The sequence below is a fragment of the Wocania ichthyoenteri Th78 genome (genome assembly GCF_000789235.1).
Lineage (GTDB): Bacteria > Bacteroidota > Bacteroidia > Flavobacteriales > Flavobacteriaceae > Wocania_A > Wocania_A ichthyoenteri.
Genome location: NZ_KN525716.1, coordinates 233,870 through 252,242 on the forward strand (window position 1 = coordinate 233,870; position 18,373 = coordinate 252,242).

Sequence of the window (18,373 nt, forward strand, 5' to 3'; positions counted from 1 at the left end):
TATGAGTTATAAAATTAAAAGTAGAATATGGATTGAATCAAAAAACAAAGTGTTTTTAGGCGAAGGACGTGTGCAGTTATTAAAAGCCATTGATGAAATGGGTTCACTATCAAAAGCTGCAAAATCTTTAAACATATCTTATAAAAAAGCGTGGAGTCTTATTGATTCGGTTAATAAATCTGCGAAACAGCCAGTAACCATAAACAGCATTGGTGGTAAAGGCGGTGGTGGCGCAAAACTCACCGATTACGGAAAAAAATTAGTTAATGCTTTCGACGATATTAATAAAAACTGTTGGGAATTTTTAGACACACAGATCGAAAAAATAAAAGATTTATAAAATGTTACAAACCGAAAATATTTATATTTTCCTTTTGATACTTCCCATAGTATCATTCCTCTACGCCAGCGTTGGTCACGGTGGTGCAAGCGGCTATTTGGCTTTAATGGCATTGTTTTCTTTTGCGCCAGAAACCATGAAACCCACTGCCCTATTGCTTAATATATTTGTGGCTGGTATTTCGTTTTATTACTATTATAAAGAAGGGTATTTTAACAGAAAGTTATTTTTATCATTCGCCATTACCTCAATTCCATTAGCCTTTTTAGGTGGTACAATTGAGATTGATGCTTCAATTTACAAAAAAATATTAGCGCTTTTACTCGTGTTTGCCATTTTAAAAATGTTGAATGTTTTTGGAAAAGAAAGCAATACCGTAAAAGATATTAAACTGTGGCAAGGATTAATTGTTGGTGGTATTATCGGTTTTTTTTCTGGACTTATTGGTATTGGTGGAGGTATTATTTTAACACCAATAATTTTGCTTTTACATTGGGGGAAAATGAAGGAAGCTGCGGCAGTTTCTGCTTTATTTATTTGGGTGAATTCTGCTTCCGGACTCATCGGGCAATTAAGTAGCGGCGTAACTTTAGAAAAAGAATCGTTTTTATTAGTGGGCATTGCAATTATTGGTGGCCTTTTGGGAGGCTACTACGGAAGTAAAAAGATTAACAATCAAAAGCTTCGATACATTTTGGCTTTTGTACTCGTAATAGCATGTGCTAAATTATTTTTCGCTTAAATGGTAAACAAGAAAGACATAACAGGTATTATTTTAGCAGGTGGAAAAAGCTCCAGAATGGGAACGGATAAAAGTTTTTTAATGTTGAATGAAAAACCTTTTATACAATATAGTATTGAGGCGCTAAAGCCATTGGTTTCAGAAATTATAATTGTTTCTGATAATCAAAATTATGATGCGTTCGGATTTAAACGCGTAAACGACATCACAAAAAATGCAGGTCCAATTGCAGGAATATGCTCTGGATTAGAAGCTTCATCAACCACATATAATTTGATCTTAAGTTGCGATATTCCGTTGATTAATTCTGAAATTTTAAAGAAATTAATTCATGCTGTTGATGATGATTCCGAAATTATTCAAATTGAAAATCAAGGAAAAACAATGCCTTTGATTGCTTTGTATAAACGACATATTAAAGATATTTTTAATGATTTTTTACAGAAAAACGAACGTCGATTACGGATAGCAGTAAAAGCATGCAACTCGAAAAATATCATATTAGAAAAAGTACACGAATTTTCTACAATGAATGTGAATACCAAAGAAGAATTAAAACGAATTGAAGATGTATATAACCGTTAAATACTTTGGACAAATTGCTGAAATAACACAAAAAGAAGAGGAGTTTTTTGAGTTTTCAGGACACCAAATTTCCGAACTTTTAGAGATGCTTTATTCAAGATATAAGGCATTAAAAAACAAGGATTTTCAAGTGGCACAAAATCAAGAATTGGTTTCCGTTGAAACTAAAGTCACAGGAAACGAAATCGCTTTATTACCGCCTTTTGCTGGTGGATAGTCATTTCGACACGTAAAAATAAAAAACTTAATTGGCAGGATGAGATACAACAGACATATCATATTATCCGAAATCGGGCAAACCGGTCAAGACAAAATTTCCAATGCCAAAGTATTGGTTATTGGTGCTGGTGGTTTGGGCTGCCCCGTTTTGCAATACTTAACCGCTGCAGGAATTGGCACCATCGGCATTATGGATTTTGATGTTGTTGAAATTTCCAATCTGCAACGTCAAGTTTTATTCGGCACATCAACTTTAGGAAAAAACAAAGCTATTGCTGCAAAACAACGTTTAGAAGATTTGAATGATGCTATTTCAATTATTGCTTATCCTGAAAAACTAACCCATCTAAACGCTATTGATTTATTTAATCAATACGATATTATTGTCGATGGTTCTGATAATTTTGAAACGCGCTATTTGGTGAATGATGCCTGTATTATTACGAACAAACCTCTAGTTTTTGGCTCTATTTATAAATTTGAAGGTCAAGTTTCCGTTTTCAATTACAAAAACGGACCGAGTTACCGTTGTTTGTTTCCAAACCCTCCGAAAAAAGGTAGCGTTCCAAATTGTTCAGAAATTGGTGTATTGGGTGTGCTTCCAGGAATTATTGGTACCATGCAGGCAAATGAAGTTTTAAAAATAATATTAGACCTTGGCAATACACTTTCTGGAAAATTATTGTGCTACAATGCCTTAACACTTCAAAATTCAATATTAAAAATTAATAGATCGGAAGAAACGATTCAATCTGTTCTAAAGGACAAAGAAAATTTTCATGAAAAGGAAATAGATTTTATTTGTAAAATTGAAGTTGCAACTGTTTCAATTGAAGCTATGTTATCAAAAAAAGACATTCAGTTTATTGATGTTAGAGAAGCTCATGAACATCCAAAAGTTGAAGGTTTAGAAGTCACAAATATTCCATTAAGTCAATTAGAAAACAATTTAGATAAATTAGATTCAGTAAAAAAGAAAGCCATTTTTTGTCAATCAGGAATAAGAAGTAAACGTGCTGTAGAATTATTAAAGAAACTAGATATTAAAAACTGTTACAGCGTAAACGAAGGCGCGGTCGATATTATTAAACATATAAAAGAACAAGATAAAATTTCATTATAATGAAAGATAAAAAACCCAAAAACGTATTTAAACAAGGTGCTATTTCCTCTGATTTTATCGGAAATTCCATTGCAAAACATCAAACAAAAACCGGCATTGGCGCTCATAATATTTTTTTAGGGCAAGTGCGTGCTGATATTATTGATAACAAAACCGTTTCAGCAATTGAATACACCGCTTATGAAGATATGGCAAATGCAAAATTCAATGAAATTCGCGAAGTCGCTTTTGAAAAATTCGAGCTAACCTGTATGCACATTTACCACAGTTTAGGTAAAGTAAAAGCAGGTGAAATTTGTTTATTTGTATTTGTATCATCACCTCGAAGAAAAGTCGTTTTTAAGGCTTTAGAATATATCGTTGAAGCGATAAAAGCAGACGTTCCCGTTTTTGGAAAAGAAATTTTTGAAGATAGTTCTCACCAGTGGAAAGTAAACTCTTAATTGTTTATTTGTTGAATCGTTTATTAGTTTAATTGTAAATTATTAATACACATGTCATATACGTTTTCGTTTGAAAAATTGAATGTTTGGCAAGATTCTAAAGAATTAGTTAAACTAATTTATCTAATTACTCAAAAGCTCCCTGGTAAAGAAAAGTTTGGATTAACAAATTAATTAGAAGGAAAATTGAAAAAATTTCTAACAAATTAAATGCTTTACGGAAAGCCCAGTTAAACAAATAAACAACTCAACAAATCCACACTAAAATGGTTGATATTACAAAAAAAAGCACAACATTAAGAACTGCAGTTGCACAAGCAGTTGTAAAAGTTAGTAAAATAGAAACGATACAGGCTATTGAAAACGACACTGTACCAAAAGGTAATGTATTTGCTATGAGTAAAGCTGCAGGTTTATTAGGTGTAAAACGAACACCAGATATTTTACCCGATTGCCATCCTTTACCTATTGAATTTACAGGAATAGAATACGAAATAAACGGACTTGAAATTACTGTTTTGTTCACAGTAAAAACCATTTATAAAACAGGTGTTGAAGTTGAGGCTATGCATGGCGCAAGTGTTGTAGCTCTAAACATGTACGATATGCTAAAACCAATAGATAAAGGTATTGAGATACACGCTATAAAATTATTAGAAAAGAAAGGTGGGAAATCAGATTTCAGAGATAAATTTAGAAAAGATTTAACAGCTGCGGTTATTGTCTGTTCAGATTCAATTTCTGCAGGACATAAAGAAGATAAAGCTGGAAAAGCGATTATTAAAAAATTGGAAGAATGCCATGTAAAGGTTTCGGAATATGTGATTATTCCAGATGAAAAAGATAGCATTCAAGAAAAAGCACAAAGTTACCAAGAACAAGGTATTGATTTGATAATCTATACAGGAGGCACTGGGCTTTCAGGAAGAGATGTTACACCCGAAGCCTTAATACCAATATTAGACAGACGCATTCCTGGAATAGAGGAAGCCATTCGTAATTACGGACAAGACCGTATGCCTTACGCGATGTTGTCTCGAAGTGTTGCAGGAACAATTAATAGTACTTTGGTTTTAGCGTTGCCAGGTTCAACCAATGGTGCAAAAGAGTCTATGGACGCTATATTTCCTTCGGTATTACATATTTTCAGAATTTTAAAAGGTGTTAGACACGATTAATGGAAAACGATAAAAACATACTACAAGACACACACGGCAGGGACCATACCTACCTCCGTATTTCGTTAATTGAACGTTGCAATTTACGCTGTTCATATTGCATGCCAGAAGAAGGTGTGCAACTCTCTCCTAAAAGTCATTTAATGACTTATGAAGAGATTTATGATATCGCAAAAACTTTTGTTAAACATGGCGTTACAAAAATTAGATTGACTGGTGGCGAACCTTTAATCAGAAAAGACATTCCTGTTATTTTAGAAAAACTAGCAACCCTTCCTGTGGAATTATCAATCACTTCAAATGCCGTTATTATTGATAAGTTTATTGATGTATTGAAAGTGAATGGTGTTAAAAACATCAATGTCAGCTTAGATTCTTTAGATGAAGAAAAATTCAAACACATTACACGTCGCAATGAGTTTAAAAAAGTTTACAACAATATTTTATTATTGGTAAAAGAAGGCTTTAACGTTAAAGTGAATGCGGTTTTAATGAAAGATTTTAACGATAATGAAATCATCGATTTTATCAACTTCACCAAAGATTTACCAATCTCGGTTCGCTTCATTGAATTTATGCCTTTTGATGGCAACAAATGGGACATCAGTAAAATGGTTTCATATAAAGAAGTGATGAAATATGTAAACGCTTCTTTTTCCGAAAAAGAAATCGAACGCTTACAAGACGCACCAAACGATACGTCAAAAAATTACAAAATAAAAGGTTACAAAGGTAGTTTTGCCATTATAAGTTCGGTAACTAATCCATTTTGCGATTCGTGTAACAGATTGCGTTTAACAGCCAACGGACAATTAAAAAATTGCTTATTCTCCTCTGGTGAATCTGATTTATTAACTACACTTCGCGCAGGAAAACCTATTGAACCTATCATTCAAAAAGCGGTGCAAGCAAAGTTAAAAATACGTGGTGGTATGAATACTTTAGAAAAGCTACAAGAACCCAAATTACATAATAACAATCGTAGCATGATTACTATTGGTGGTTAAAACTATGGAGTTATAGCCTCTTTTACTAGCTTTAAATTTTTAGCAGAAAATTGAAGTTTTAATGCTTCATTTCTACCTTTATCGGACATTTTCTTCCATGTCTTCTGAAGAATATCTATCACTTTTTTAGGGTCATGTTTTTCTGAAAATTCTTCAAAATAATAATCTAAAAAAACAAGACAAACAACATCTTCTAAAATTTGCGCTTCTTCATTTTTCTTTATCAGTTTTTTGGTAATTAAAGCTGTAATTCGGTTAATAAATTCATCATCATAACCCACTTGTTTTAAAATAGCGGCAGTCATGTCTGCATGCATTTTTTTAAGGGTTTCTCTCCATTTTAAATAACCAACTCGATCCATTGGATATTCGTCTCTAGGGATTTTCCAACGACAAATATGCTGTGCTCTTGCTGCAATTTGCAATGCTTTTGATGCATTGGGATTATTCAATAATAATGTTCTAGACATGCGTTGAGAATACAATGATTCTTTCGGATAGTCTAACCCATGAACGTTATAAACATTTGGATCATCAGAATTTTTTTTATCAATTAATGCTATGGCACTCTCAAATCGCGTTGGTTTCATAAATTAGTTATTAAAATACTTGTTGTTTTTAGGTTACTTCAATAGTAATTATTACACTTTTTGAAGCTGGTGTTTTTGCGGTATGTGCAAAACTATCTAAAGGTACTAAAACATTAGTTTCTGGAAAATAAGTGGCACAACAATTTTTTGGAATATCATAACCTATCACTTTAAAATTATTTGCAATTCTTGTTACTCCATTAAATTTGGATTTTAAATTAACAATCTGTTGTTCTTGTAAGCCTCTAATTTTCATATCGCCTCTGTTCATAAAAATGATACGTCTCTCATTATAAATACCACGGTATCTATCATTTAATCCGTAGATTGTAGTATTGAATTGGTCGTGACTACGAATGGTCATCATGATTAATTCATCATTTTTAAGCTTCCAATTTGGGAGTTTATTAATAGAAAAATTTGCTTTTCCTGTTTTGGTTTTAAATTGTCGCACTCGAGCTCCATTTGGTAGATAAAACCCTGACGGGTTTTTTAAGCGTTTGTTATAATCATTAAACCCATCTACTACTTCTTGAATATCGTCGCGTACCAAATTATAATCATCAGTATACTTTAACCAATCAATTTTGCTTCGTTGTTTCAAAGTTGCATTTGCAATGCCACAAACTACAGCAACTTCACTCAACAATGCATTAGAACACGGTTCTAAAATTCCTTTAGTTGACGATACAATGCCCATAGAGTTTTCGACACTTTGGGTTTGAATGCCTGTTTTTTGATAATCCTTTTCCGAGCGACCCAAACAGGGTAAAATAAGTGCTTCTTTTCCAGTTACTAAATGCGAACGATTCAATTTAGTACTCACATGAACTGTTAAATTGCAGTTCGCCAAAGCTTGAGCAGCATATTTAGTATCTGGAACTGCCGAGATAAAATTACCACCTAAACCAAAAAACACTTTAGCTTTTTTCTCATACATCGCCTTAATAGCATCTATTACCGAATAGCCGTGTTTTGTAGTTGGTTTAAAGCCATATTTTGCTTCAATTTTGTCTAAAAAGGCTTGTGGTGCCGATTCCCAAATACCAACGGTTCTATCTCCTTGCACATTGGAATGCCCACGCACCGGACAAGTGCCTGCTCCTTCTTTCCCAATGCTTCCTTTTAACAGCAAAAGATTTACGAGTTCTCGAATATTATCAACGGCATTTTCATGCTGCGTTAAGCCCATAGCCCAACAAATAATAATTTTATTGTTGTTTAATATGAGATTGAAAGCGTCATTAAAAGTTTCTTTAGTAACTCCTGAAGCTTGTAAACATTCATCGAAATCGTACGTTTTTAAATCGGTAATAAAAGCGTCGTAACCATCGGTGAATTCTTCAATAAATGCTTTATCAAATACATTACCGCTTTGCTCCTCTTTTTCTAACAGTTTAAGCAGTATTGCTTTTATAAAAGCGACATCGCCATTTATAGTAATTGGTACAAAAACATCGGCAATTTTAGTGCCACCAGTTAATAATTTTATTGGGTTTTGAGGGTTTGTAAATTTAATTAAGCCAGCTTCAGGTAATGGATTTACAGCAATAATTTTACCACCGTTTTTTTTACATTTTTCTAAAGCGGTTAACATTCTTGGGTGGTTAGTTGCTGGGTTTTGACCAATAACCATAACCACTTTGGCTTTATATAAATCATCTAAAGTTACTGAGCCTTTACCTATTCCTAGGGTTTCAGATAGTGCACTACCGCTTGCTTCATGACACATATTGGAGCAGTCTGGCAAATTAGCTGTACCAAATTCGCGTACAAATAATTGGTACAAAAAAGCCGCTTCGTTTGTGGTTCTTCCAGAGGTGTAAAACACCGCTTCATCTGGATTATTTAAAGCATTTAAGTGATTTCCAACTTTATTAAAAGCTTCCGCCCAAGAAATAGATTGATAATGTGTTGCATTTTTTGCCAAAAACATGGGTTCGGACAAACGCCCAGATTTACCTATTTCAAAATCTGAAAGTTTTGCGAGTTCTTCAACAGAATGACTTGCAAAAAAATTGGCTCCTATAGTTTTATTTTGTGCTTCTTCTGCTATGGCCTTCATACCGTTTTCGCAATATTCTCCTAAAGCAGAACGTTTATCGTCTGGATCTGGCCATGCACAACCCGGACAATCAAATCCACCTTTTTGATTTATTTTAAGTGATAATTTAATAGCATCTACAGGCTTCATGTATTTAGCAACTTGACCAAAAACGGATTTCACAGAAGCGAATCCTGCACTATTTGTATAAGGTTTACTGGTTTTTAAATCTGTAAACTGCTCTGGTGTGCTAGCTTTATGTTCTGGTGATGAGCTCATTTATTATTAAATTTTTCCTTGTAAAGTGATTCATAATCAGCTTTTAAGTCTAAATCTAAGTTTTCTAATTCAGGTATTAAAATTTTAACTAATGATTTATTTTTTTTTAAAAGATGTTTAGCACCATAATCATCGTTTAAGGTTAATAACTCTTCAAAATAAATTTTATCAAAAATAACAGGAACACCATACTTTTTGTTTTTATATGATGTTGCAATTATGGGGTGCTCCTTTTTATTAAATTCATCAATTAATTTATTAAGAAACTGAGCATTAATTAAAGGTTGGTCTGCTAAAATTACTAAAATTCCATCAACTTTTTGTTTTGAAGATGTTATATATTCTACTCCAAAAGCTAAAGATTTCCCCAAACCTTTTTGCCAATCTTCATTATTCAAGATAGTTATGGGATAGTGTTTTATTTCTTTTTTAATAGCATTATAGTTCGCGCCTAAAACCACTATAACTTCTTTTACTGATAATTTTAAAGCGGTTTCAATGGTGTTACCCAATAAAGTGGAGTTTCCCCATTTTAGAAGTTGTTTAGGAGTACCCATGCGTTTTGATGCGCCGGCTGCTAGTATAATTATAGAGATATTTGAGGTTTTTTTTGACAAATAATTACACACGCTTTTGTCTTTAGTTTTTATTCTTTTCCCATTCAAACTTAAACTCTTTTACCTTATTTAAATAGTCAACAAATAAGTCAGTAAAAATTCCTAAATTCTGATTTTGTAATTTCTCTCTTTTTACCATATCAATTCCTGCAACAAATACTCTTGAAATTGGCATCCTTTGAACATCTTTCAGGGTTTTAAATAATTCTGGTGAAATCAAATCAATATGCTTTTCAATATCTTTAAGTTCATTATTGATTTCATTTACTTGAACCTCAATGTGCTTGATAACGTTAGTTTTTTGTTGTCCAACGTAATTTACTTTGGTTACAAAATCAAATTTTGTGTTTTCGAGAATTAGTTTTAAGCTATCAGAACTATAGTTTTCTAATGTTAAGATTTCTTGCTCATTTGGATAATTAAACTCACTTAATATTTTATTTATATTAGCTTCAATTTTATTAACTTGAGTGTCTAAATTAGCTAGCATTTTATTCGCTTTTCGTTTCTGCGGAAAATAATTCACTATGAAATAAAACATAGTAGCTGCGATATACCCAATTGTAAGTCGATAAAATAAAATTCCGACTTCTGATGCTTTGTAAAAGATTTCTGTTTTGTCCAAAAAAACAAAAATGTATAATAGCAAATAAATTATAGCAACAAGTAATAAAGCAAGTAATAATTTCGGAATGTTTGTTTTCATAAATTAAAACTAACTACGAAGTATGAATACGCCCCGTTTTCTTACTTAAAGATATAGGTTCTTCTTTTCTTATAACACATAAAATCTCAGAAATAATGGAGATAGCTATTTCTTCTGGCGTTTCGGAACCAATATTTAAACCTGCTGGCCCATGGATACGTTCTAAAAAATCATCTTCTGCATTCGGGCAATATTCTATGAATTGAGAGAGCAAATCTTCTCGTCGCTTTGTAGGTCCCAACAACCCTATATAATTTGGATTGGTATTTTTCAAAGCCACTAAATAGCGCAAATCGGTCGCGAAATTATGAGTCATTAAAACAATGGCCGTTTGGTTGTCTATTAATTTAACATCCATTTGCTCAGGGGAAATGGCAGAAAAACCATGTGCTCTCGGGAAATCTGAAATCGATTTGGCTTCTGACGCTCCTGAAACAATAGTCACTTCCCAACCCGTTAAAGCAGCATACTTACAAAGTTGAACCGCATCATGTTCTGCACCAATTATTATTAATTTAAAACAGGGTGGCATCTTTTGATGGAACGTTGAACACGATTTATTTTGATTTTCTAAATTGATTCCTGAAATTGAGAATAAATTATTATTGATTTTTACTTGAGTACCAATTCCAGAAAAAACACCATCCTTTTTTTCAAAATGAGATTGTATTTCGAACGCATTTCTTTCTTCTAAACAGTTTTTAAAAGCATTTATAAAAGTTTCATTGGGATTAAATACTTCTAATAGAATATACAAAACACCTTCGCATCCTAAACGGTATCTGCCATCGTAAATCATCATTTTTGCTTCGCCTGTTTTAAAAACAGTTTCAGACTGTAATAGTATTTCTTTTTCAACACATCCCCCACTTACGGCTCCAATCATCTTTCCGTTTTCAAGAATAAGCATTCTTACTCCTGGTCTTCTATAGGATGAACCATCTAAAGCGACAACAGATGTTAAAACAGATTTTAAGCCTTTTGATTTTGCTATTGAAGCTTCTTCAACTATGTTTTTAAATTCGTGTGTCATTTACAAAAAATTCTAAACAAATTTAACCTAGAATAGGTTTACTTAAAGCAAAAGGTTGATGATAATAACGTTCTCCTTTTAATTGATATAAAGCATTTGCCAAAGCTCCAACAGCTGGAGGAAGTCCTGGTTCTCCTAATCCCGTTGGTGCAATTTCATTTTCAACAAAGAAAACCTCTATATTTTCAGGTGCTTGTGAATGACGAATCATTTGGTACGTATCAAAATTCCTCTGATTAGGCGCGCCTTTATCAAACGTTAATTGACTATACATCGCATGACCGATTCCATCTATAACGCCTCCTTCAATCTGATGTCTAGCGCCATCAGGATTTACTACAATTCCGCAATCTACCGCACACCAAACATTTGTGATTTTTGGCTGTCCATTCTCTAATACCATATCAACAACTTCAGCAACATAACTAGAATGACAAAAATATGCAGCTACTCCACGAGAAACACCTAGTTTTTTTTCGCCCCAATTCGATTTTTCTTTAACTAATTTCAAGACGCCAGCATAACGTTCTGCTTCATATTCGTGTTTTTCACCTACTGGATTATTAATGGCGCGTTCAAACAATTCTAGTCGAAAATCTATTGGATCTTTTTCTGCTAATTCTGCAACTTCATCAAGAAATGCTTGTTCCGCACCTCCTGTAAAGTGAGAACGTGGTGCTCTCCAAGCTCCAGTGGTAATATTAGTTTCACCTTGTATTTGTTCAGCAGCATAATTATCTACTGTACCCGCCGGAAAACGATTTGGAAAAACAGGTCCTTCAGGTAATCCAGCTCCTCTTACACTAAAAGCTATTAGATTATTATTTTCATCTAAACCAGCTTTGTAAGTTGATCTATATGCTGGACGATAAGTGCCTTGAGTCATGTCATCTTCTCTACTATAAATAAGTTTAACTGGAGCTCCAATTTTCTTTGATATGGCAGCTGCTTCAACTCCAAAATGCACATAGAGTCTACGTCCAAAACCTCCTCCCATACGCGTCATATTAACAGTCACATTTTCTAAATCAATATTCAATAATTTAGAAACAGATTTTTCTAGAGCTTCTGGAGTTTGTGTTGGGCCAATGAGTTCCGCAGAGGTATCCGTTACATGAGCAAAGAAATTCATAGGCTCCATAGTATTGTGCGCCATAAAAGGAGCACTATAGGTGCGTTCTATAACTTTTGCAGCTTTCTTAAATGCTTCCTCTGGGTTACCATCAATTCTACTTTGTTGTACATCTCCAGACGCTAGAGCTTGTTCTAATTTCTCTAAATGATTTTGTGAACTCTCCAATGGTCGTATCACTTCCCAATTGGCTTTAATAGCTTTTTTTGCCTTCATTAATTGCCAAGTAGAGTCTCCCACAATAGCAATAAGCTGAAGAAAACCTTTTTCATCAGACCAAGTTGGATCTTCTATTGTCGTGTCAATAATAAAAGCATCTTGAACTCCAGGCATCCCTACAATCTCCTCTTTATTAAAATCCTTTATTTTCATGCCAAAAGCTGGAGGATGCTGAATCATTGCATGTTTCATCTCTTCTCTTTTGAAATCTAATCCAAATAAAGGTTCTCCAGTAACAATTTTTTTACCATCAACATTTTTTTGACTTGTCCCTATTAATTTGAAATCTGAAATTTCTTTAAGTTCAACTTCTTCAGGAATTTCAATGCCTACAGCTTTTGAAGCTATGTCTCCGTAAGTCATTGTTCGTTCTCCATTCTTCTCTTTAATTACACCTTGAGAGACTGATAAATCTGAAACAGATAACTGCCATTCTTTTGCTGCAGCTTCCAATAGCATACGTCTTCCAGTAGCTCCAGCCATTCTTAAAGCATTCCAACTTAACTTAATAGAAAGGCTTCCTCCTGCAAATTGATTTTGATAAAACCCTGTATTTAAAGGTGCTTGCTCAACAACAACATGTTTCCAATCTACATCCAATTCATCAGCAACAATCATTGGCATTGAGGTTTTTATATTCTGACCAATTTCTGGATTTGGCGAATAAATGGTAACCATACCTGTATCTCCTATTTTTATGTAGCCATTAATATCAAACCATTCATTTGGAACTGCTAATTGTTCAATTTTCTTATCTGAAATACAGCCTGTTAACCAACTAAACCCTATAAGCATACCTCCACCAGCTGCAGCCGACACCTTCAAAAATGACCGACGATTATATTGTGTTTTTATTTTTGTCATGATTTCTGAATTTATAGCTTAGAAGCTGTTTTGATTGCTTGTTTAATTCTTGTGTAGGTTCCGCATCTGCAAATATTACCCTGCATCGCGGCATCTATATCCTTATCTGAGGGATTAGAATTGTTTTCTAATAATGCGGCAGCTGTCATAATTTGTCCAACTTGACAATAGCCACATTGCGGCACATCATGCTCCAACCATGCTTTTTGAACGGGGTGATCACCATCTTCTGAAAGTCCTTCTATGGTAGTGATGTTCATCCCTTGAGCTTGCGATACTTGAAGTAAACAACTTCGCATAGCATTACCATCAACATGAACTGTACATGCGCCACATTGTCCTATCCCACAGCCATATTTGGTGCCGACTAAGTTTATATGATCTCTTAACACCCAAAGTAAAGGCGTATCCATATCTGCCTCGACAGTATGGTTTTCGTTATTAATTTTTAAGTTGAATGTTGGCATAGTTGTATTATTTAGAAGAATTGATTCTTACTAAAAATACAAAAAAAAATAATGATGCTTAAAACTAAGGTTTTTTTAACATAGATTTAGTAAACTCTAAAGCTCTCCATTCATTATAATAGACATCCTTTTTATCAATAAATCCAACATGTCCGCCATAGTTTGGCATTTCTAAGTAAAGATTTGGGTTTGCTTTAGCTTCCTTTACAGGATAACACTCAGGTGACAAAAACGAATCGTTAAGTGCATTTATAATTAAAGTTGGTGTTTTTATATTTTGAAGAAATTGTAAGCTACTACTCTTTTCATAATAATCGAATGCATCTTTAAAACCATGTGCTTTAGATGTGTAAACATCATCAAAATCCATTAAGGTTTTAATAGAGTTAACCTCGTCAATACTTAAAAATTCAGGAAAAAGTTTTTGTTTAATTTTTAGATGAGCCACTAAATCTTTCAAAAATCGATCATGAAATAATTTATTCTTTATTTTATGAAGCTCTTTACAAGAACCATATAAATCGCATGGTACAGAAACTGCTATTGCCGCTTTAACTTGTTCATGTACACTATCTCGCTCACCTAAATATTTTAAAATTACGTTTGCCCCTAAGCTAATCCCTTTTAGGTAAATTTCCGAATAGTTTTTATTTGAAATTGCATGTTTAATTATGGCTTCTAAATCATCGGTTGCTCCTGAATGGTAACTTCTATATTTTGAATTTTGTTCTCCACTACAGCCCCTAAAATTTACACAAACTGCATCTACATCATTTTTATTAAACAATTTTGCTGAACCAGTTATATAAGGCCGTTGCGCATTCCCTTCTAAACCGTGCAATAAAATGATAAGTTTTTTGGTTTTTTCTTTTGAAAAACTCCAATCTAAATCTATAAAATCTCCATCGTTTAAAGTGATGCGTTCTCGTTTTTGATTGACGTCTTTTACACATCTAACCAAACCAGAATATACAGTTGAAGCAAATCCGTTTTTAAAATAGAATGGAGGTTTGTAAGTAGGTTCTATTATGGGCATTATTTACAGAACTTTAATTGTAATCAAAGTAAAAAATTAATACGTATTGATTATAATTACACCATTTGAACCTCTAGAACCGTAAGCTGCACATTCTGGCCCTTTTAAAACAGTAGCAGATTTAATTTCGTTGGGGTCTATACCATCAAGACTACTAATAGCAGAAGAATTAACTATAAAAAGCGGTTCTGTAGAACTATTAAAACTTGTAGTACCTCGAACTAAAATTTTGTTATCACTTGTAATAACTACTCCATTAAGTCGCACTCTTAAATAATCATATACACTACTATATACTCTTGGTGTTTTTTTTGTTTTTCGCTTACGTTTAAAAACAACATAATTGAATTTTTCTGTGTTTAAACTATTATTAGTAAAAGTGAAATTTATTTCATTTTTATTATCATATTCAACTTCTTCAATTCCATAAACTGAAGATGCTACCATTACTTTTTTTGGTGCTTTCTTTAATTTTAACTTATAAAACCCATCAGAATTAGTTTTCTTATTCGTTATTACATCATTAATAAAGATTGAAATATTTGCAACAGGTTTGCTTAAAGAATCTTTAACGAAACCTGAAATAACTATTTTCTTGTTATTTTTTTGAGCATTTGCATTAAACGCACAAAAAATTAACGCAAATATAAAAGTGGCGAATTTTAATTTCATAGCACATGATTTTTATCTTTTAAAGGTACTAATAATTTAATTATAATCTAAAGTTGCAAACTTAAAATTTGTACTATTAAACAAGCCTTTGTCGCTTAATTTTAATGATGGTATAACCAACAATGCCATAAACGAGAGCGTCATATAAGGTGCATTAAGTTTACTACCAAGTTGTTTAGCTATTTTATCTAATTCGGCATATTGTTTACCAATGGTTTCTCCATCTTTATCACTCATAATTCCAGCGACAGGAAGTGGTACTATTCTTTCTTCGGAATCTGAAACTGCACAAATTCCACCTTTGTTTTCTATTAATAAATTAACCGCTTTACAAATAGCTGCATCTGAAACTCCGACAGCAATTATATTATGAGAATCGTGACCGACAGAAGATGCAATAGCACCAGTTTTTAATCCGAAGTTTTTTATGAATGCAATAGCAGGTTTTTCATCTTGATAACGATTAACTACCACCATTTTTAAGACATCTTTTTCAACATTAGAAATTAAATTTCCGTTTTCAATTAAAGTATCTTCGATGATTTCGTTTGTTACTAATTGTCCTTCTAAAGCTTCAATAACTCTAATTTGTTTTGCTGAAGATTTAAATTTAAAATCTGATACTTTCTTTTTATTACAATTGAAATTATTCAGTATTTCAAAAGGAGTAGATTTAATTAAAGATCTGCCATTATTAAAAACCAACTCGCCATTTATATAGGTTTGCAGTATTTTAAAATCTTTTAAATCTTCAACCACAATACAATCTGCAAAATCGTCTTCTTGCAACAAACCAACATCAAGATTATAATGTTTAACTGGATTAATACAAGCAACTTGCAAAATTTTAAAGACATCCATTCCTTTTTCCACAGCTCTGGCACAAAGTTTATTAATATGGTTTATTATTAAATCGTCTGGATGCTTGTCATCACTACAAAACATTATATTTTCATAATATTCGGGCAATAAATCGATTAAGGCTTCAAAATTTTTAGCAGCACTACCCTCTCGAATTAAAACTTTCATGCCTTTTTGAAGTTTTTCTAATCCTTCATCATAAGTAAAACATTCGTGGTCTGTAGATATTCCAGCATTAATATATTTGCTGATTTCGTAGCCTCTTAAACCTGGTGCGTGACCATCAATAGGTTTATTATAATGTTTTGCCCACGTAACTTTTTTCAGGACTTCTTCATCATCAAACAAAACTCCTGGATAATTCATCATTTCTGCTAAATATTTAATATCTGAATTTTCAAGAAGTTTTTTGATATCATCAGAATTTATAACAGCTCCAGCAGATTCGAAAGTTGTTGCTGGCACACAAGATGGCGCACCAAAATTGAATTTGAACGGGGTTTGCTTTCCATTTTCAATCATAAACCCCACCCCTTTTACACCTAAAACATTAGCGATTTCATGAGGATCGGAAACGGTAGCCACAGTACCATGGGTTACTGCTATTCTTGCAAACTCACTTGGAACGAGCATAGAACTTTCTATATGGATGTGCGCATCAACAAAACCTGGAAGTATATAATGATTAAAATTATTATCTTTTTCAATAATAGATTTAACCTTTCCGTTTTTAATAAAAATTTCGCCTTTATAGATGCGCTTATTTTTTATATCTACTATGTTTCCTTGTAGTTTCAAATTAATGCTTAAATATTTTATGAGGCACTTCGACTTATTTCGACTACGCTCAATAACCAACGCTTAGTGTGACAACTTATTTTAATATTATTTTAAGAATATGCTTTGTGTTTTCTGTTACTTTAAATCGGTTATCTGCTCGTTTATTAATTACCCAAACAATATCATCTCCAGAACATAACAACCAAACATTTTCTTTATCTAAAAGTGATAATTTTTCGTCTTTAAAATATTTACTAAGCTTCTTTTTCCCATGCATTCCTAATGGATAAAACACATCGCCTTCTTCTCGCTTTCGAACGGTTAAAGGAAAATTTAATTTGTCTTTATCAACATAAATACTATTGTTTTGTTTTTCTAAAATAGAATCTGCTTCATCAAAAAACAAAACTCCAAAAGAGGTTTCAATTTTTTTATCTTTTTCTGAAATAGAAATCGGTTCACTTTTATCTCTATTTATTTCGCTTAACAATAAATGTTCTCTGTTTTTAATTAATCTGTAAGTAGGTGAAAACACGTATTTACCCGTTTCGGCATCTAATAAATTAAGAATATCGTCCCATTGTGTAAAACCGAATTCTTTAAAAGTTTCATATAAATATGGTCTTGGATTTTTTAGCTTTTTAAGCTCCGAAATTTTAAATTTAACTTCGTTTTTATCCATACTTTCAATAGCTTTATTCAAAAAACCATCAATACTTTCTGCAATGATATTCGTAGAACCATTTAAATTATTTAGCGTATTTTGAAAGTTTTGCAGCAATTGTGGATTTACTTCTTTTAAAATAGGAATCACATCGTGGCGCAATTTGTTTCGCAAATATTTGGTTGACGCATTACTACTATCTTCTCGCCATTTAAGTTTTTTTGCTTTGGCATAAATTTCAATCACTTCTCTAGAAAATGGTAATAATGGTCTTGCTAATTTGTTATTAACTGCAGGAATTCCTGTTAAACCTTCTAAACCTGTGCCTCGAGATAAATTGATTAAAAAAGTTTCTAAATTATCGTCAGCATGATGTGCGGTTAAAATATAATCGAAACCTAACTGCTCAGATAATTCTTCAAACCAACTATAACGCAACTCACGCGCCGCCATTTGTATTGATAATTTGTTGTCTTTAGCAAAATTTTCAGTATCAAAATTTTCAATAAAAACTTCTAAATCTAAATTTTCAGCTAATTGCAAAACGAACTCTTCGTCAGCATCACTTTCTTTACCTCGTAAATTAAAATTGCAATGCGCTAAAGCTATATTTAGGTCTAATTGATGGCATAAATGCGTTAAAACCACGCTATCAATTCCGCCAGAAATAGCAACAAGTAATTTGCTTTCTTTTAAGAATGAAAACTTATTTTCTATTTGGTTTTTGAATTGTTCTAGCATGTCTTCAAATATACAACATTGCCCATTTATA

General features: G+C 32.7%; 19 protein-coding genes. 8 read left to right on the forward strand and 11 right to left on the reverse strand.

Translation table 11 applies throughout. The annotated features are described in order from the left end of the window. The first annotated feature begins 1 nt into the window (after position 1). The 8 genes from RG22_RS01095 to moaA all read left to right on the forward strand — a co-directional run bounded on the left by RG22_RS01095 (position 2) and on the right by moaA (position 5,637). The gene (locus tag RG22_RS01095) at positions 2–340 is read left to right on the forward strand and encodes a winged helix-turn-helix domain-containing protein (protein ID WP_034040085.1); all 339 of its coding nucleotides are present in this window, start codon (positions 2–4) and stop codon (positions 338–340) included. A 1-nt stretch (position 341) separates the two neighbouring features. Next, positions 342–1,082, forward strand: coding sequence for a sulfite exporter TauE/SafE family protein (locus RG22_RS01100; RefSeq protein WP_034040088.1), 741 nt, complete (start codon positions 342–344; stop codon positions 1,080–1,082). Then, positions 1,083–1,667: a molybdenum cofactor guanylyltransferase gene (mobA, locus tag RG22_RS01105; protein ID WP_052143582.1), complete on the forward strand. Its 585-nt coding sequence runs from the start codon at positions 1,083–1,085 to the stop codon at positions 1,665–1,667. It begins immediately after the preceding gene. Further along, entirely contained in the window at positions 1,651–1,884 is a 234-nt protein-coding gene (locus RG22_RS01110; RefSeq protein WP_034040090.1) for a MoaD/ThiS family protein, read from the forward strand. The genes mobA and RG22_RS01110 overlap by 17 nt, the downstream gene beginning before the upstream one ends. Positions 1,885–1,923: 39 nt before the next feature. Continuing rightward, complete coding sequence (gene moeB, locus RG22_RS01115; RefSeq protein ID WP_034040093.1) at positions 1,924–3,009, forward strand: HesA/MoeB/ThiF family protein; 1,086 nt, start codon at positions 1,924–1,926, stop codon at positions 3,007–3,009. Continuing rightward, positions 3,009–3,452: a molybdenum cofactor biosynthesis protein MoaE gene (locus RG22_RS01120; RefSeq protein ID WP_034040096.1), complete on the forward strand. Its 444-nt coding sequence runs from the start codon at positions 3,009–3,011 to the stop codon at positions 3,450–3,452. Before moeB ends, RG22_RS01120 begins: the two co-directional genes overlap by 1 nt. A gap of 266 nt (positions 3,453–3,718) precedes the next feature. Next, entirely contained in the window at positions 3,719–4,630 is a 912-nt protein-coding gene (gene moaCB, locus RG22_RS01130) for a bifunctional molybdenum cofactor biosynthesis protein MoaC/MoaB (RefSeq protein WP_034040099.1), read from the forward strand. Further along, complete coding sequence (gene moaA, locus RG22_RS01135; RefSeq protein WP_034040101.1) at positions 4,630–5,637, forward strand: GTP 3',8-cyclase MoaA; 1,008 nt, start codon at positions 4,630–4,632, stop codon at positions 5,635–5,637. The genes moaCB and moaA overlap by 1 nt, the downstream gene beginning before the upstream one ends. Before the next feature lie 2 nt (positions 5,638–5,639). Here the strand turns inward: moaA and RG22_RS01140 are convergent, their stop codons facing one another. The 11 genes from RG22_RS01140 to tilS all read right to left on the reverse strand — a co-directional run bounded on the left by RG22_RS01140 (position 5,640) and on the right by tilS (position 18,342). After that, the gene (locus RG22_RS01140) at positions 5,640–6,227 is read right to left on the reverse strand and encodes a DUF4202 domain-containing protein (protein WP_034040103.1); all 588 of its coding nucleotides are present in this window, start codon (positions 6,225–6,227) and stop codon (positions 5,640–5,642) included. 28 nt (positions 6,228–6,255) lie between these two features. Next, positions 6,256–8,550 (reverse strand): FdhF/YdeP family oxidoreductase, encoded by a 2,295-nt coding sequence (locus RG22_RS01145; protein WP_034040105.1) that lies wholly within the window; start codon positions 8,548–8,550, stop codon positions 6,256–6,258. Next, positions 8,547–9,167 (reverse strand): nucleotidyltransferase family protein, encoded by a 621-nt coding sequence (locus tag RG22_RS01150; RefSeq protein ID WP_034045580.1) that lies wholly within the window; start codon positions 9,165–9,167, stop codon positions 8,547–8,549. Before RG22_RS01150 ends, RG22_RS01145 begins: the two co-directional genes overlap by 4 nt. 22 nt (positions 9,168–9,189) lie before the next feature. Further along, positions 9,190–9,873, reverse strand: coding sequence for a hypothetical protein (locus RG22_RS01155; protein ID WP_034040107.1), 684 nt, complete (start codon positions 9,871–9,873; stop codon positions 9,190–9,192). A 13-nt stretch (positions 9,874–9,886) separates the two neighbouring features. Further along, entirely contained in the window at positions 9,887–10,906 is a 1,020-nt protein-coding gene (locus tag RG22_RS01160) for an XdhC family protein (protein WP_034040110.1), read from the reverse strand. 22 nt (positions 10,907–10,928) lie between these two features. Then, a complete protein-coding gene (locus RG22_RS01165) occupies positions 10,929–13,121 on the reverse strand; it encodes a molybdopterin cofactor-binding domain-containing protein (RefSeq protein WP_034040112.1) in 2,193 nt (730 codons plus the stop codon). A gap of 11 nt (positions 13,122–13,132) precedes the next feature. Next, positions 13,133–13,588, reverse strand: a complete 456-nt coding sequence (locus RG22_RS01170; RefSeq protein WP_034040115.1) for a (2Fe-2S)-binding protein — start codon at positions 13,586–13,588, stop codon at positions 13,133–13,135. 64 nt (positions 13,589–13,652) lie between these two features. Then, positions 13,653–14,624, reverse strand: coding sequence for a YheT family hydrolase (locus RG22_RS01175; protein WP_034040118.1), 972 nt, complete (start codon positions 14,622–14,624; stop codon positions 13,653–13,655). A 36-nt stretch (positions 14,625–14,660) separates the two neighbouring features. Then, positions 14,661–15,296, reverse strand: a complete 636-nt coding sequence (locus RG22_RS01180; RefSeq protein WP_034040120.1) for a TonB-dependent receptor plug domain-containing protein — start codon at positions 15,294–15,296, stop codon at positions 14,661–14,663. Positions 15,297–15,332: 36 nt separating this feature from the next. Next, the gene (gene ade, locus RG22_RS01185) at positions 15,333–16,955 is read right to left on the reverse strand and encodes an adenine deaminase (RefSeq protein WP_034040122.1); all 1,623 of its coding nucleotides are present in this window, start codon (positions 16,953–16,955) and stop codon (positions 15,333–15,335) included. Between the two features lie 76 nt (positions 16,956–17,031). Then, the gene (gene tilS / locus RG22_RS01190; protein ID WP_034040124.1) at positions 17,032–18,342 is read right to left on the reverse strand and encodes a tRNA lysidine(34) synthetase TilS; all 1,311 of its coding nucleotides are present in this window, start codon (positions 18,340–18,342) and stop codon (positions 17,032–17,034) included. Positions 18,343–18,373: the final 31 nt, after the last annotated feature.